Source organism: Bacillus subtilis subsp. subtilis str. 168 (assembly GCF_000009045.1).
GTDB lineage: Bacteria > Bacillota > Bacilli > Bacillales > Bacillaceae > Bacillus > Bacillus subtilis.
The window spans coordinates 3,454,215-3,469,839 of sequence record NC_000964.3 but is presented as its reverse complement, the minus strand read 5'-3'; the positions used below and the strand labels follow the sequence as shown (position 1 = coordinate 3,469,839).

The 15,625-nt window shown below is 41.9% G+C and carries 21 protein-coding genes; 12 read left to right on the top strand and 9 right to left on the bottom strand.

What is annotated here, in order from left to right; all coding sequences use genetic code 11:
* Positions 1–2: 2 nt before the first annotated feature.
* The 5 genes from opuCB to sdpI all read left to right on the top strand — a co-directional run bounded on the left by opuCB (position 3) and on the right by sdpI (position 3,406).
* Positions 3–656: a glycine betaine/carnitine/choline/choline sulfate ABC transporter (promiscuous permease) gene (gene opuCB, locus BSU_33820; RefSeq protein ID NP_391262.1), complete on the top strand. Its 654-nt coding sequence runs from the start codon at positions 3–5 to the stop codon at positions 654–656.
* Between the two features lie 19 nt (positions 657–675).
* Entirely contained in the window at positions 676–1,587 is a 912-nt protein-coding gene (gene opuCC / locus BSU_33810; RefSeq protein NP_391261.1) for a glycine betaine/carnitine/choline/choline sulfate ABC transporter (osmoprotectant-binding lipoprotein), read from the top strand.
* 17 nt (positions 1,588–1,604) lie between these two features.
* Complete coding sequence (opuCD, locus tag BSU_33800; RefSeq protein NP_391260.1) at positions 1,605–2,294, top strand: glycine betaine/carnitine/choline/choline sulfate ABC transporter (promiscuous permease); 690 nt, start codon at positions 1,605–1,607, stop codon at positions 2,292–2,294.
* Positions 2,295–2,513: 219 nt separating this feature from the next.
* Positions 2,514–2,786, top strand: a complete 273-nt coding sequence (gene sdpR / locus BSU_33790) for a transcriptional regulator of SdpC synthesis operon (ArsR family) (protein NP_391259.1) — start codon at positions 2,514–2,516, stop codon at positions 2,784–2,786.
* Positions 2,783–3,406: an integral membrane immunity regulator of autophagy gene (sdpI, locus tag BSU_33780; protein NP_391258.1), complete on the top strand. Its 624-nt coding sequence runs from the start codon at positions 2,783–2,785 to the stop codon at positions 3,404–3,406. Before sdpR ends, sdpI begins: the two co-directional genes overlap by 4 nt.
* 46 nt (positions 3,407–3,452) lie before the next feature.
* On the opposite strand, the gene spbC is transcribed toward sdpI, so the two are convergent.
* The 4 genes from spbC to yvaV form a co-directional block, all read right to left on the bottom strand.
* Positions 3,453–4,064 carry a precursor of killing factor SdpC gene (spbC, locus tag BSU_33770; protein NP_391257.1) on the bottom strand — a complete coding sequence of 204 codons (612 nt, stop codon included), beginning with the start codon at positions 4,062–4,064 and terminating at the stop codon, positions 3,453–3,455.
* A 42-nt stretch (positions 4,065–4,106) separates the two neighbouring features.
* Positions 4,107–5,078 carry an export step of killing factor SdpC gene (gene sdpB / locus BSU_33760; protein NP_391256.1) on the bottom strand — a complete coding sequence of 324 codons (972 nt, stop codon included), beginning with the start codon at positions 5,076–5,078 and terminating at the stop codon, positions 4,107–4,109.
* Positions 5,075–5,551, bottom strand: coding sequence for an export step of killing factor SdpC (gene sdpA / locus BSU_33750; protein NP_391255.1), 477 nt, complete (start codon positions 5,549–5,551; stop codon positions 5,075–5,077). Before sdpA ends, sdpB begins: the two co-directional genes overlap by 4 nt.
* A gap of 221 nt (positions 5,552–5,772) precedes the next feature.
* Positions 5,773–6,306 (bottom strand): putative transcriptional regulator (controlling choline uptake), encoded by a 534-nt coding sequence (gene yvaV, locus BSU_33740; protein ID NP_391254.2) that lies wholly within the window; start codon positions 6,304–6,306, stop codon positions 5,773–5,775.
* A 283-nt stretch (positions 6,307–6,589) separates the two neighbouring features.
* Here yvaV and opuBA point away from each other — a divergent pair, with 283 nt between their 5' ends.
* From opuBA to opuBD, 4 genes are read left to right on the top strand one after another with little or no spacing between them, the layout of a single operon-like run.
* Positions 6,590–7,735: a choline ABC transporter (ATP-binding protein) gene (gene opuBA, locus BSU_33730; RefSeq protein NP_391253.1), complete on the top strand. Its 1,146-nt coding sequence runs from the start codon at positions 6,590–6,592 to the stop codon at positions 7,733–7,735.
* A 16-nt stretch (positions 7,736–7,751) separates the two neighbouring features.
* Positions 7,752–8,405 carry a choline ABC transporter (permease) gene (opuBB, locus tag BSU_33720; RefSeq protein NP_391252.1) on the top strand — a complete coding sequence of 218 codons (654 nt, stop codon included), beginning with the start codon at positions 7,752–7,754 and terminating at the stop codon, positions 8,403–8,405.
* 11 nt (positions 8,406–8,416) lie between these two features.
* On the top strand, positions 8,417–9,337 hold the full coding sequence (gene opuBC, locus BSU_33710) for a choline ABC transporter (choline-binding lipoprotein) (RefSeq protein NP_391251.1): 921 nt from the start codon (positions 8,417–8,419) through the stop codon (positions 9,335–9,337).
* 16 nt (positions 9,338–9,353) lie between these two features.
* Positions 9,354–10,034, top strand: coding sequence for a choline ABC transporter (permease) (opuBD, locus tag BSU_33700; RefSeq protein ID NP_391250.1), 681 nt, complete (start codon positions 9,354–9,356; stop codon positions 10,032–10,034).
* Between the two features lie 39 nt (positions 10,035–10,073).
* Here opuBD and yvaQ read toward each other — a convergent pair whose 3' ends face one another.
* From yvaQ to rghRA, 4 genes are all read right to left on the bottom strand, one after another.
* Complete coding sequence (gene yvaQ / locus BSU_33690; protein NP_391249.1) at positions 10,074–11,774, bottom strand: putative methyl-accepting transducer; 1,701 nt, start codon at positions 11,772–11,774, stop codon at positions 10,074–10,076.
* 124 nt (positions 11,775–11,898) lie between these two features.
* A complete protein-coding gene (catR, locus tag BSU_33680) occupies positions 11,899–12,225 on the bottom strand; it encodes a transcriptional regulator of catechol dioxygenase (protein ID NP_391248.2) in 327 nt (108 codons plus the stop codon).
* Between the two features lie 91 nt (positions 12,226–12,316).
* On the bottom strand, positions 12,317–12,736 hold the full coding sequence (gene rghRB / locus BSU_33670) for a putative phage-like transcriptional repressor (protein ID NP_391247.1): 420 nt from the start codon (positions 12,734–12,736) through the stop codon (positions 12,317–12,319).
* Positions 12,737–12,765: 29 nt separating this feature from the next.
* Positions 12,766–13,173 (bottom strand): transcriptional repressor, encoded by a 408-nt coding sequence (gene rghRA / locus BSU_33660; RefSeq protein ID NP_391246.1) that lies wholly within the window; start codon positions 13,171–13,173, stop codon positions 12,766–12,768.
* Between the two features lie 151 nt (positions 13,174–13,324).
* On the opposite strand from rghRA, the gene yvzC reads away from it, so the two are divergent.
* The gene (gene yvzC, locus BSU_33650; protein ID NP_391245.1) at positions 13,325–13,558 is read left to right on the top strand and encodes a putative phage-like transcriptional regulator; all 234 of its coding nucleotides are present in this window, start codon (positions 13,325–13,327) and stop codon (positions 13,556–13,558) included.
* A 39-nt stretch (positions 13,559–13,597) separates the two neighbouring features.
* On the opposite strand, the gene yvaM is transcribed toward yvzC, so the two are convergent.
* Positions 13,598–14,368, bottom strand: coding sequence for a putative hydrolase (gene yvaM, locus BSU_33640; protein NP_391244.1), 771 nt, complete (start codon positions 14,366–14,368; stop codon positions 13,598–13,600).
* Positions 14,369–14,516: 148 nt separating this feature from the next.
* Between yvaM and secG the strand changes: the two genes are divergently transcribed.
* On the top strand, positions 14,517–14,747 hold the full coding sequence (gene secG, locus BSU_33630; protein NP_391243.1) for a preprotein translocase subunit: 231 nt from the start codon (positions 14,517–14,519) through the stop codon (positions 14,745–14,747).
* Positions 14,748–14,878: 131 nt separating this feature from the next.
* On the top strand, positions 14,879–15,619 hold the full coding sequence (gene estA / locus BSU_33620; protein ID NP_391242.2) for a carboxylesterase: 741 nt from the start codon (positions 14,879–14,881) through the stop codon (positions 15,617–15,619).
* The last annotated feature ends 6 nt before the right edge of the window (positions 15,620–15,625 follow it).

The window sequence follows — 15,625 nt, the reverse complement described above, 5'->3', positions numbered from 1 at the left end:
AGATGAATCAAATGATGACTTTTTTGCAAACGAACGGCGGAGAGCTGCTGTATAAAACAGGAGAGCATTTATATATTTCACTCATAGCCGTTGTATTGGGCATTATCGTTGCAGTGCCGCTCGGCGTTGCTCTTACCAGAATGAAAAAAGGCGCAGGTGCGGTTATCGGTTTCGTAAACATTGTGCAAACCCTGCCGAGTCTGGCGATTTTAGCCTTTTTTATTCCGCTTCTCGGCGTAGGAAAAGTGCCTGCGATTGTCGCTTTATTTTTCTATTCGGTACTGCCGATCCTGCGCAATACGTATACCGGCATTAAAGGTGTAAATAAAAACCTCCTGGAATCGGGGAAAGGAATTGGCATGACCGGCTGGGAGCAGATTCGGCTCGTTGAAATCCCGCTGGCGATTCCCATCATCATGGCGGGGATCCGCACATCAACGATCTACCTAATTGGCTGGGCGACACTTGCGTCGTTTATCGGGGGAGGCGGCCTCGGGGACTATATTTTTATCGGACTGAACCTATACCAGCCTGAATATATCATTGGCGGTGCCGTGCCTGTCACAATTCTGGCAATTATTATTGATTATGTTCTGGCTGTGACAGAACGAAAGGTGACGCCGAAAGGCTTGCAAGGGATGAAGGAAGTATCGTAAGGAGTTGGCACTGTTGAAAATGACAAAAATCAAATGGCTTGGCGCGTTTGCTCTCGTCTTTGTCATGCTGCTAGGCGGCTGCTCTCTGCCGGGTCTAGGCGGCGCTTCTGACGATACGATCAAAATCGGGGCGCAGAGCATGACAGAATCAGAAATTGTAGCGAATATGATCGCGCAGCTTATTGAACATGATACAGATTTGAATACTGCTTTAGTGAAAAACCTCGGCTCAAACTATGTTCAGCACCAAGCGATGCTGGGCGGTGACATTGATATTTCAGCCACGCGCTATTCCGGAACAGATTTAACAAGCACCCTCGGCAAGGAAGCGGAGAAAGATCCGAAAAAAGCGCTGAACATTGTGCAGAACGAGTTTCAAAAGCGCTTTTCTTATAAATGGTTTGATTCCTACGGCTTTGATAACACATATGCCTTCACCGTAACAAAAAAGTTTGCGGAAAAGGAGCATATTAACACCGTGTCTGACCTGAAGAAAAATGCTTCCCAATATAAATTAGGCGTCGACAATGCTTGGCTGAAACGAAAAGGCGACGGGTATAAAGGCTTTGTCAGCACATATGGCTTTGAGTTCGGCACAACTTATCCAATGCAGATCGGGCTAGTCTATGACGCAGTCAAAAACGGGAAAATGGATGCGGTTTTGGCTTATTCAACGGATGGACGGATTAAAGCATATGATCTGAAAATCTTAAAAGACGATAAGCGTTTCTTTCCGCCGTATGACTGTTCACCGGTGATTCCGGAAAAGGTGCTTAAGGAGCATCCGGAACTTGAAGGTGTGATCAATAAGCTGATTGGGCAAATCGACACGGAAACGATGCAGGAACTTAATTATGAGGTGGATGGCAAGCTGAAGGAGCCGTCTGTCGTAGCAAAGGAATTTTTAGAGAAACATCATTATTTTGACTAAGAAAAGAGGTGGATCATATGGAAGTACTACAGCAGCTTGGCACATACTATTCGCAAAACGGCGGTTACGTGCTGCAGGAATTTTACCGCCATTTTCTGATGTCGGTGTATGGCGTTTTATTTGCCGCCATTGTTGGAATTCCGCTCGGCATCCTGATAGCCAGATACAGAAGATTAAGCGGATGGGTTTTTGCGGTCACGAATGTCATTCAGACCATCCCGGCTCTCGCCATGCTCGCCGTGCTGATGCTTGTCATGGGGCTGGGCGCTAATACGGTGATATTGTCATTATTTCTGTATTCTCTTCTGCCGATTATCAGAAATACGTATACAGGGATTATCAGTATTGAGCACGCCTATCTTGAATCGGGAAAAGCAATGGGGATGACAAAATTTCAAGTGCTGCGGATGGTCGAGCTTCCGCTTGCGCTTTCTGTCATAATGGCCGGCCTGCGCACCGCGCTTGTCATTGCGATCGGCATTACGGCCATCGGGACATTTGTCGGTGCTGGCGGTCTCGGGGACATCATCGTCAGAGGATCAAACGCCACAAACGGAACCGCGATTATATTAGCGGGAGCGATCCCCACAGCTCTGATGGCGGTGATTGCCGATTTGGTCATGGGCTGGCTTGAACGAGCATTAAGCCCGATTAAAAAGAAAAAAGGAAATTTTATTATAGCTGATAGAAAAACCACCTCTATTTAAATACAACAGAGGTGGTTTTTTTAAATAAACAACATGTGTTAGTATCTGTTAAACATATTTTCCAGCGTTGGGATTATCCGAGTATTTGAAAAAATACAAAAATCAGATATTATAACCAATTTGAGGGTTGTTTTTAAAAAAATTCAAGTTATAATGAAAATAATACATTTATACAAATATCTAAATGTCTAAATGTTTTTTTGTAAAGGAGAAAACGCTATGAATAATGTTTTCAAAGCTATATCAGATCCAACAAGGAGAAAAATTTTGGATTTGTTAAAAGGAGGGGATATGACTGCGGGAGATATTGCTGAGCATTTTAATATCAGCAAACCGAGTATTTCGCACCACTTGAATATTTTAAAGCAAGCGGAAGTCATAAGTGACCATCGCAAAGGACAATTTATTTATTACTCTCTAAATACAACAGTACTTCAAGACTCAATAAATTGGATGCTTAACTTTATAAATAAAGGGGATAACGATTTATGAAGAAAAATATAATTTCCATAATTATTGTATGTTTGAGTTTCTTGACTTCAATTATATTATATCAATACCTTCCAGAAGAAATACCGATACAATGGTCAGGAAATAAACCGGCTGCAATTGTATCTAAACCTTTAACAATATTTATTATACCTGTTGTTATGCTTATTTATTATCTTACTTTTTATATGTTAACTATTAAGTCTACACAAAAAAATAAAGCATTGCTTTTCCTAGCTTCTAATAATATGTTAATCCTTTTATATATTTTACAACTCTCAACTCTATTGATAAGTTTAGGATACGAAGTGAATATTGATTTAATAATAGGGCTTGGTGTTGGTATCTTTTTAATTATTGGTGGAAATTCTATGCAGCTAGCAGAACAAAACCATCTTATTGGATTGAGGACACCTTGGACATTAAAAGATGAGACTGTTTGGAAACTGGGAAATCGCTTTGCCTCTAAAGTACTTGTAGTGTGTGGTTTTATAATAGCTGTTCTTTCATTTTTTACAGGAGAATATATAATTCTTATTATGATTGTGCTAGTTCTTCTAGCATTAGTTATTTCAACACTAGCTTCATATCATTATTACAAAAAATTAAACGGTTCACGTTGAAAAAGTGTCTTGCGGAGCAATCCGCAAGACACTCAATTATAATGGATTATTGATGAATCAATTTTAGGGTTTTTGCAGCAGCCGCTTCTAAATCAGAATTATTAGAAGCTGAAGAGGAATATTTGGCAACGTATTTCCACACTGCAGTTGTTACTGCGGCAGCCGTTTGTAATGCAACTGCGTTAACGCCCACAACATATAAATATCCAGCTGCTACACAGACGGCATAAAGCCCACAAGATGGAGTAACTTTATTAGAAGAGTATTTTACGTTTTCATTTTTCTTAGCATATTTTTGGATAAGTTGGTCTGCTTTGGTCATATTTTCAATGAGTTTTTTAGGGTCTTTGCTGTCAATCGATTGTTTCAATTCATCCATATATTGTGGTTGATCTTTTTTTATAAATTTGACTACATCATTTACTAACTTTTTACCTTCTGTACTATTTGCCTCTTTTACGAGTTTAGGGTCCAAATCGTTTGAAATTAATTTACCAACTTCCCCTTGTCCAAATAAAAGTCCTCTAAAGTAATCTTCTCCAGAAAATGTATGGTTTTCTTTAGCAGATGTACTTGACTCCTTAGAGAGTCCTACTAATGAAAAAACCAATATCGTTACCATGGAAACAATCAATAGCCTAAGTAATTTACTTTTCAAATTATTATACCTCCATTAAGTTATTTCTCCATTATCTAAATGTTAGCTATGAAACAATTTTGTAAGAAACTTGACTGATTCACCTCCTATTCTTTTGAAATTTCTCTTTCCTTTTACATATATATATTTAAATAAAGGAGAACACCAATTCATAGTGATATTTTGTTGTACAGGATGCAGATATATAATTAATGCTGATATCATGATCAAGCCAAAACTTACAATACCAATGCTGAATATTATCCCAATATGAAATAATATTCCCAAAACAAGGGCAATTCTCTTTATTCTGATATTTGAAATTATGCTTGCTGCTAAGAACAACTCAAAAATAGTTACTAACCAAGTGATGACAACAATAAAATTGCTTTCAAGTAGTGGATTCATTAAGTTAAGTTGATATTCAGGTAATCCAAACACCGGATCAGAAAAGAAATAGTAAATTGCTGTTCCTTCTGCCCACTCTTTATTTTTCAATCGCTCTAAAGCTGCGTTTAAATAAATGATAAAAACTTGAATTTTAATTATTGTCATTATATAAAACAATACTGTCTTCTTTGTGAAAGATTCATTATTGTTTTTCTTTATATTCCAATGATTTCGCCTTGAATCTAATAATGTAACAGGTAATATAAGAAAAGAAAGAACAGTTGCAATTTGCTCTCCACCATCGATAGTTAAAGCTGAAGTTTGAATACTATAGCAAATATACCAGTGAAATAAACCGGTAAATCTAGGTCTCCACCCTATAACCACTAAGGTTAATATAAAAATCATTAAGTATCTTATAATCTCAAAATTGATACTATATTCTTTAGCAAAACAAAAAGCGGTAGGGATATAGACATTTTCACATGTGACATTATTTGCACTATAACTAAATAAAATATCAGTACTATTGAATAATAGTACTAGTAATGTTGAGAAACCAAGTAAACTTCTAAAAAGTGCATATGTATTTTTCCATGGATTATAGGTGTCAATATAACCTTCTAAACTATTTAATATCTTCATACTATTTTTATTTTTAGCACCTTTCTTTCAAAAGAGGTAGTTTGCTTAAAGTCTATCCAATACCATGAGAGTGGTTTTTGGCGATATATTAGGTATTCTCCTTTGCTAAGATGTATATAATCTTCATTTTTTATAACCTTAATAGGCTTTATTTGTTTCTCTAAATTTGTGCAGGAGTTGTTGTTTTCACAAGTTTTCCAATTCTTTGGATCGATATTCTCTACAATTTTGCCTAATTCTATTGCCTGAACTCTTCCTTCTCTTTTTATCCCAAAAAAATTATTGGGAAGTGCATTAGGTAACTTTAAATTTTCTTTTGTGTGAAATGAAATGTTTTCTTCTGTAGGGCTTTTACTATAAAAGCCAAAGCCTTGGGGAGACAATTGTTGCAAAAAATTTTTTTTGAACAGTGGATTCTGAGGTGAAATATTGCTAAAGTAATAAGAAGAAAATAATAGGAAACATATAGTCATTACAGTAATAATTCCCTTTTTTTTGATGTAGATTACCTCCTCTAAGCTAATATAATCATTTCAAAAAGATTATATAATAGCTAGTCAGAATAATCAACAAAAAATGGATAATTAATAAATTAATGTAAATTATGCATTATTTTGTTTGTTTTCTTGAAGTTTGATATTCAACCATTTGGATTGGACTTAAAAAAGTTCCCAGAATTGAATTTGGGAACTTTTTACGGCTTCGGCACATATTTAAAAATGTCTTCGCTCTCAAAAAACTCAATCAAACGGCTGAGCCAATTATAATAATCGAGCCATTCCTTTAATTCCTTCAGCAGCTCATTCACTTTTTCTTCCGCTTCAGGAGTAAGCTCTTCATCCAACACGCTAAGCAGCTCCCGATTGAGTTTTTTATGCATCATTTTGTTTTTGCTGACGACTTTGCTCCAGGTGGCTGAAAACAGCGTGATAAATGTTTGATAGTAGTCCTGCTCAACCTCATATAAATCTTTTCGCACGCCTTTTTCGAATACCTTCTCGGCAATGTTGGCATCAAGCATTTCCCGCACTACCTGGCTCATACGTGTTTTACTCATGCCGGTGGCCTCAGATAATTCCGTAAGCGTCATCGGTTTTCGATTCATATAAATAATGCCCAGCACTCGTCCGACGGTAGAGGGCATTCCAAATGCATGCATGTTTTCCGCGATTCTTTCTATAAAATGGTCCTCGGCTTGTTCAATGATCGTTAACGGATCTTTCTCCAACGGTTTCATCCTTTCAGCTAACAATTCCGATGTCAATATACCACATTTTTGATACGGCGAAAATGCTGTCAAAAGAGAATTTGGCAGGAAATTGGAGCAATAAGGAGATCAACACACGTCAATGCGGGTAAATCAGCGTTTACACATACTTTATAAATAATATGAACAAATTGTAAACTTTTTATTTTATAAACTTTATTCTATAATGGGAAGCATTCAATTGTCTGAAAAATTAAATTTAAACTGAACAAATTGAATAAACTTAATTTTGGAGGTGCGATGTTTGCTGACATTAGAAAATGTCTCGAAAACATACAAGGGCGGCAAAAAAGCCGTGAACAACGTAAATCTTAAGATTGCAAAAGGCGAATTTATCTGCTTTATCGGGCCGAGCGGCTGCGGAAAAACGACAACAATGAAAATGATTAACCGATTAATTGAGCCTTCCGCCGGGAAGATTTTCATTGACGGCGAAAACATCATGGACCAGGATCCTGTAGAGCTCAGGCGCAAAATTGGCTATGTGATTCAGCAGATCGGCCTGTTTCCCCATATGACCATTCAGCAGAATATCTCACTCGTCCCAAAACTGCTGAAATGGCCGGAGCAGCAGCGGAAAGAGCGGGCGCGTGAGCTTTTAAAATTGGTCGATATGGGGCCAGAATATGTAGACCGTTACCCTCATGAATTAAGCGGGGGGCAGCAGCAGCGAATTGGTGTATTACGGGCACTTGCCGCGGAGCCGCCGCTTATCTTAATGGATGAACCGTTTGGGGCACTCGACCCGATTACGAGGGATTCCCTCCAGGAAGAATTTAAAAAACTGCAAAAAACCTTACATAAAACCATCGTATTTGTTACCCACGATATGGATGAAGCGATTAAGCTGGCAGACCGGATTGTGATTTTAAAAGCGGGAGAAATCGTTCAAGTTGGAACGCCCGATGACATTTTAAGAAATCCGGCAGACGAATTTGTTGAGGAATTTATCGGCAAGGAGCGGCTGATTCAGTCATCCAGCCCGGATGTTGAACGGGTTGACCAGATTATGAACACACAGCCTGTAACGATCACCGCGGATAAAACGCTTTCTGAGGCCATTCAGCTGATGAGGCAGGAACGGGTCGATTCATTGCTGGTCGTCAATGACGAGCGCGTTCTGCAAGGCTATGTCGATGTTGAAATCATTGATCAATGCCGGAAAAAGGCCAATCTCGTCAGTGAAGTTTTACATGAAGATATATACACAGTACTGGGCGGCACACTGCTGCGCGACACGGTCCGCAAAATTTTAAAACGGGGTGTCAAATATGTTCCCGTTGTGGATGAAGACCGACGCCTGATCGGAATTGTGACGAGGGCAAGTCTGGTCGACATCGTGTATGACTCCCTCTGGGGAGAAGAAAAGCAGCTCGCAGCATTGTCATAGGGAGGGGCGATAAGTCATGCATCATATTGTTCAATTTTTGCAAACCAATGGGGGAGAGCTTCTTTATAAAACATACGAGCATATTACGATATCGCTCATTGCTGTGATCTTAGGTGTGCTGGTTGCCGTCCCCCTCGGGGTTGTGCTTACCAGAATGAAAAAAGGAGCCGGCACCATTATCGGCATTGTCAATATCATTCAGACGCTGCCGAGTCTGGCCATCCTCGCTTTTTTTATCCCGCTCCTTGGTGTAGGGAAGGTTCCGGCCATTGTGGCTTTGTTTTTCTATTCCGTATTGCCGATTCTTCGCAACACGTATACCGGCATTCGCGGCGTCAACAAAAATCTGCTCGAGTCTGGTAAAGGAATAGGAATGACGCCGGCTGAACAAGTCCGCTTGGTGGAGCTGCCGCTTGCCGCACCAGTGATCATGGCGGGAATCAGAACATCGACGATTTACTTAATCGGCTGGGCCACGCTTGCTTCCTTTATCGGAGGCGGCGGATTGGGTGATTACATTTTTATCGGACTGAATTTATATCAGCCGGAATATATCATCGGGGGCGCGGTACCTGTCACGATATTGGCAATTGTGATTGATTATGTGCTGGCAGTTGCTGAACGAAAACTGACACCTGCCGGCATGCAGAGATTGAAGGAATTGTCATAAGGAGGCGGCTCATGAAAAGAAAATATCTCAAATTAATGATAGGTTTAGCACTTGCGGCAACGCTGACGCTGAGCGGCTGTTCGCTTCCTGGTCTCAGCGCTGCTGCAGACCAGACCATTAAAATCGGCGCGCAAAGCATGAGCGAATCAGAAATCATCGCCAGCATGCTTGGCCAGTTGATCGAACACCATACTGATCTCAAAACAACAACGATTAAAAATCTTGGCTCCAACGCGGTGCAGCAGCAGGCTTTAATGAACGGGGAAATCGACATTGCGGCCACAAGATATACGGGAGACGCGCTGACAGGCACGTTGAGAATGGAACCTGAAAAAGATCCGGACAAAGCGCTGGCGCTTACTCAGCGGGAGTTTAAAAAAAGATATGATTTAAAGTGGTATGACTCCTACGGGTTTGATAATACATATGCCTTTACAGTCAGCAAGGAGCTGGCCGACCAATACCATTTAGAGACCGTATCAGACGTTAAAAAATGGGCGCCGCAATTAAAGCTGGGCGTTGATAACTATTGGATGAAGCTCAAAGGAAACGGCTATCAGGATTTTACGAAAACCTACGGCATGACATTCGGCGGCACGTATCCGATGCAGATCGGCCTTGTGTACGACGCGGTGAAAAGCGGAAAAATGGACATTGTGCTTGCGTATTCAACCGATGGAAGAATCAAGTCCTATGGTCTCAAAATGCTAAAGGATGATAAACAATTTTTCCCGCCGTACGACTGCTCTCCGGTTGTTCCGGAAAAGGTGCTCAAAGAACATCCTGAACTTGAAGGCATCATCAAGAAAATGCTCGGAAAAATCGACACAGCCACGATGCAGGAGCTTAACTATGAAGTCGACGGCAATCTCAAAGAACCGTCTGTCGTTGCCAAGGAATATTTAGAAAAACATCGCTATTTCGAATCGTGAAAGGGGGAAGAGGTCAATGAACGTGCTTGAACAGTTAATGACGTATTACGCGCAGAATGGCAGTTACGTCATGGATGAATTCGGCCGCCACTTTCTCATGTCGGCTTACGGCGTTTTATTTGCCGCTGTCGTCGGGGTTCCGGCCGGAATCCTCATCGCGCATTTTCGCCGTTTGTCAGCCTGGGTGTTTGCCGTAACAAACGTTATTCAAACAATCCCGGCGCTCGCTATGCTGGCCGTCTTAATGCTTGTTATGGGGCTCGGCGCAAATACCGTGATTCTATCATTATTTCTGTATTCCCTGCTGCCGATTATTCGAAACACGTACACAGGCATTATCAGTATTGAACATGCCTACTTAGAATCTGGAAAAGCAATGGGCATGACGAAATTCCAAGTGCTCAGAATGGTTGAGCTCCCGCTCGCACTTTCTGTCATTATGGCGGGCCTTCGCACGGCTCTCGTCATTGCCATCGGAATTACAGCGATCGGCACATTTGTCGGTGCCGGAGGCCTTGGGGACATGATCGTACGCGGCTCAAACGCAACAAACGGAACTGCGATTATTCTAGCCGGAGCGATACCAACTGCGGTGATGGCGGTAGGGGCGGATTTGCTCATGGCTTGGCTGGAGCGGGCATTAAGTCCGGTGAAGAAAAAAAGAACCGGGGCGAAACATGTTCAATCAGCTGCATAGAATAGAAAAAGAGGCTGGAGTCCAGCCTCTTTTTTCTCTTTAAATCGTAAACTGACCCATCTTCTCATTAAGCTCATTGGCCAGCTGCTCAAGCTCTTCAGCATTTAGAAGCACTTGATCCATCGAATGGGCGGATTGCTCGGTAATTGAAAATGTTTCTTCAATGCCGGCGGCAGACTCTTCGGATACAGAAGCGATATTTTCAATCGATTGATTGATGGTAATCGATTGGTTTGTTAACTGCTTCAAGCCATCCGTTACTTCCTTAATGCTGTCTGCAACATGGGTGACGGATTGTTTGATATGCTGCATAGCCTGTCCGGTGTCTGTCAGGTTTTCCGTTCCTTTTTCGACTTCTGTAAAGCTGCTTTCCAAGTACGTAATGACAGTGTGGATCTCCTGCTGTGTCCCGTTTACAATCCGGGTAATGTCCTGCACGGAATCAGAAACGCCGTCAGCCAGCTTTCTGACCTCCTCTGCCACAACGGCGAAGCCTTTGCCGCTTTCTCCAGCGCGGGCAGCTTCAATCGCGGCGTTAAGGGACAGCAAATTCGTCTGCTCGGCAATCCCGTTGATGACCTGAACGAGCTTGTTAATATCCTGAGAATGCTGTTCCAGTGATCTCACTTTATGCACGGCTTCTTCAACAATATGATGGATGGTTTTCATTTGCTGTAATGACGTAGCCATATTTTCGTTCCCGCTTACCGCGAGTTCGAGAACGTTTTGAGACGTATCGCTGATTGTGATGCCGTGATTATAGGCTTTATCAATGCTTTCGGTAAACTCATTCATCGATTCGGCAATCGTCACCGCGTCTTGGGCCTGCTGTTCAGAGCCCTCAGCCATTTCGTTCATCGTCTCGGTAATATGTTTGCTGCCGGATCTTGTTTCATTCGTTGCGGTTGCAAGCACCTGTGAAGAAGAAAGAACCCGGCTTGATATGTCTTTAGAATATCCGACAATATCTCTCAGATTCCCTACCATTTTTTGCAGCGCTTCATTCAGATCACCCAGCTCGTCTTTTGAGTTGAGGGCCTCCATATCGTTCGACAAATCGCCTTCGGCAATATGATTGGCAGATTCCTTCATGCGAATGATAGGCTTTACAATGTTTCGCGTGATATAAAGCCAGATGAAAATGCTGATGAGGATTGATGCTGCCACAAGCAAAGCAGTGTAAATGAGCCCTTTATGATAGACGGCCTTCGTTTCTTTTACCGCTGTGTTGCTGCCTTCTTGATTTAAGTCAACAAGCTGAGTGATTGTTTTTTTCATATCCTCAAAGCTGGCCTCAGTCTGAACCAATAAACCTCTTGCTTTGTCCATGTCATTCGTGCGGCCGCTTTCGATAATTTGCGCATGAATATCCATATAGGTATTCACTTTAGTTTGAAGCTGCTCGAACAGTTTCTGCTCTTTATCAGTGGAGATCGTTTTTTCGTAGTTATCGAGCTTTTGGTTAATGTCTTCCATGATTTGATTCATTTCTTGATCAAGTGTATCCATTTTACTTTTGTCTGTATAAATCAGAAAGTCCTTTTCTTTAGAAGACAGGTGCTCGGTTACATAATTAATTGAAGTGATTCCTTTGATGCCGTCAATCCATTTTGTGTTGATTTCATCTGTTTTTTGAATGATATGCTGCATATTAAGAACGCCTATTCCGCCTACAAGTAAATTGATCAGGATCAGTGTCAAAAATACCAGGCTGAATTTGCGGGAAATCGTCAGTCGCATATAGTGGTCTCCTTTAAAAACGTAATGTGTGGATGTACTATATATCGGCTGAGATATCTTTTTTTCACCTGGAAAATAAAAAACGGTTCTTTTCTCGTCTTTGAGATCAGAACCATTTTAGCAATTAGTCAAGAAAGGAAGGGTCAATCCATTCAGTCGCCCATTTAGAAATCTCACCTAATATGGGTGCTAGTGCCTTTCCTTTATCAGTCAATGAATATTCGATGCGAACCGGAGTTTCAGGGATGACATCCCGCTTCACTACTCCTTCAAGCTCAAGTTCTTTCAGCCGTTCTGACAGAACTCTGCCGCTTAGATTTGGAAGTGCTGCTTCAATTTCGCTAAATCGCTGCGACCCGTTCAAGAGCTGAAATACGATTAAAGCGACCCAGCGTTTACTTAAGATGTCGACTGCTTTTTCAAATCTAGGACACATTTCTGATTGGTTCATACTTTTCACCTCGTCTGTCACTATTATAACGCAAATAACGAGGGAGGGCATGCAAGCGTGATTGATAAAATATAGAAAGAGAAACAGGGGATTATGAGGAAGAGGCGCGTTTTTTTGCTTCTGAAGACAAAAAATCGAAGTATTTGCTGAGATTTTCAATATCCTGCTTTGAGAGATGTTCCCATTTTTGACTATTGAAAATCGGGAGGTGCTCCGCTCCGCGTGTGACAGCCGTCTGGTAAATTTCATAAACGGATTGATAGCCTTCAGATGCTTCGCGGATTTCTTCAGGAAAGGCCTGAATATGGCCTGCGGCGGCCATTAGGTTTTCGTACGGCACTTTCAGGACGGCTGCCAGTTTTTTAATCGTGGCGGGTTTTGGCGTCCCGCGTTTGCCGTTTTCAATTTTTGAAATGGTGGCCGAGCTGATGCCTGAGTACACCGCAAGCTGATTCACTGTCAGTTTGCGGGCGCGGCGCAGCTCCCGTAATTGCTGTCCGAACGGTGACATGGTCTATCGCCTCACATTTCTATCAAGAGTCAGTCATCAGCAGACCGTTTTTTCGCTTCATCTGAAATAAACGAAAAATAATGATCCAGCATGAGCAAATCTTCTTTATTGAGATATTGCCACTTTTCGTTCTCAAGAAGCGCAAGGTTTTTCAGGTCATAGGCCTCCGCTTTTTCAAGCAGCTTGCACTTCGTTTCATAAGGGGCCCTGGCTTCATGCACTTCTTCGATGTAACCAGCCTTGTACATAAGCCCCTCATAAGGAATTTTTAAGGCCTCTGCCAGTTTTTTGATGGTGGCAGGTTTGGGAACGCCCCGTTTTCCGTTTTCGATTCTGGAGATGCCGGCCGCGCTTACGCCTGAATAAGTCGCCAGCTGGTTGACTGTTAACTTTCTCTCTTCACGCAATGCCCGTAATTGTTCGCCAAAGCTTTCCATATATCTCACCCCGTCCCTCACTGTTACTCATATTTTAGTATGTTTATTGACTAAAGGGAATAGGTAGACTGGAAATGTATTGACAAAAGTTAACATAAGCCGTAATGTAAAAGTATAGAAAAAAGTTTTTCAGGAATGGAAGGTGAGGAAAGTGCCAGTAGAAAAGATACAGATTAGACGTGATTATGTCTTGCAGTATATGGTTAATAACGATTATTCCCTTAATCAGCTTGCGCTGGAAATCGGAGTCTCACCCGCCACACTGAGCCGCGTGCTGAATGGAGAAAGAAGGCCGGGGCAGCTTGTGATTGGTAAAATGCTTCACTATTTTAATTTGAAATTTGAGGATCTTTTTTACTATGATTTCGTTGACAAAAGTCAATAAAGTAACAAAAAACGCAAGGAAGCCAAGCGTTTTCTATTCCTATGAATGATGTGTCAGCACAAACCCTGTCACCAGCTCATTGCACGTTTTCCATTGTTTTGTCGGCAATTGATGTCCCTGATATTCCAATCTGAAAAATTCGGCATGTCTGCACGATCTTCGGTAATAGCCTGCGTTTGTAAAGGTCCAGTCCCGCAGGCCGCCATACATAAACAGCATTGGCATTTCTAGGCGGGGCAGCTGTTCAATGCAGTTGTAGCCAAGCGAATCCAGATAATACTGATGCCAATGGGCCTGGTCTGCTTTTTTCATATGGTCTGTTAATATGCTGCGAAGCTGTCTGTCTTTTGTGTGGCTGCCAGCGAGGATTTTCATGAGCAAACCGGGGTTTTTTTCAAGCAGATACATTCCCAGTTTGTGCAGCTTCTGGCCGATTACGTTATGAACAGCGGGGTAGGCGCCGGACAGAATAAGGTGTGACACTTTGTCCGGGCGGGTGAAGCCGATATGCTGCGCGATTAAGCCTCCGGCAGAATACCCGAATAACACAGCTTTATCAATGTGCAAAGCGTCCATGAATTGCGCGATCTCGTTTGCGTAATAGGAAATAGACGCTGGCTGATCGATGTGATCACTATCACCGTGGCCACTTAAATCCGGAAAAATCACCCTGAAATGCTTGGATAGAAGGCGCTGATAATAAAAAACCTTTCGTCCCATGCCCGGCGGGTGGATAAAAATGATAGGGATTCCCTGTCCATATTCTTCATAAAAAAGATGTTTCCTGCTGTCTATGCTGATAAGCGGCATCGCTTTTCTCCTTTGACCTTTTCATATGAATAGGGTAACCAAGATAAAACGTCTTATCCGGCCTTTTGGCGTCTGATACAGCGTGACATGCCAACCCTTTTCATGTAAAATAGAAGTAATGTAGCCAGTGAGTCTGGAGGTGTATGGGATGCACGCAGTTTTGATTACCTTATTGGTTATCGTCAGCATTGCACTTATTATTGTCGTTTTGCTTCAATCCAGTAAAAGTGCCGGATTATCTGGTGCGATTTCAGGCGGAGCGGAGCAGCTCTTCGGGAAACAAAAAGCAAGAGGTCTTGATTTAATTTTGCACCGCATTACGGTAGTGCTGGCAGTCTTGTTTTTCGTGTTAACGATTGCGCTTGCTTATATCCTATAGGGCAATGTTTGTATAAGGTCTGATGTGAAGTCAGGCCTTTTTCACGTTTCTGGATGATATTCAAAACGTTTTTTTCTGATTAAACTGTGGAAAACTAAAATGATCGTGCAGATAGAAAGGGAGACATGAGCATGAAAGTTGTGACACCAAAACCATTTACATTTAAAGGCGGAGACAAAGCGGTGCTTTTGCTGCATGGCTTTACAGGAAATACAGCGGATGTAAGGATGCTGGGACGATATTTGAATGAACGCGGCTATACGTGCCACGCGCCTCAATATGAAGGACATGGCGTCCCGCCTGAAGAACTTGTACATACGGGGCCCGAAGACTGGTGGAAAAACGTAATGGATGGCTATGAATATTTAAAATCTGAAGGTTATGAGAGCATTGCTGCCTGCGGACTGTCGCTTGGCGGGGTTTTTTCGCTGAAATTGGGTTACACTGTACCCATAAAGGGAATTGTCCCAATGTGCGCACCGATGCATATTAAGAGTGAAGAGGTCATGTATCAAGGCGTTCTTTCATACGCTCGCAATTACAAAAAGTTTGAGGGGAAAAGCCCGGAGCAAATTGAAGAGGAAATGAAAGAATTCGAAAAAACGCCGATGAATACCCTCAAGGCGCTGCAAGACTTAATTGCTGATGTGCGGAATAATGTCGATATGATTTATTCACCGACATTTGTGGTGCAGGCCCGTCATGACCACATGATTAATACCGAAAGCGCCAATATTATTTACAACGAAGTGGAAACTGATGATAAACAGCTGAAATGGTACGAGGAATCAGGGCATGTCATTACACTCGACAAAGAACGTGACCTCGTCCATCAGGATGTGTATGAATTTTTAGAGAAGCTCGATTGGTAATCAACA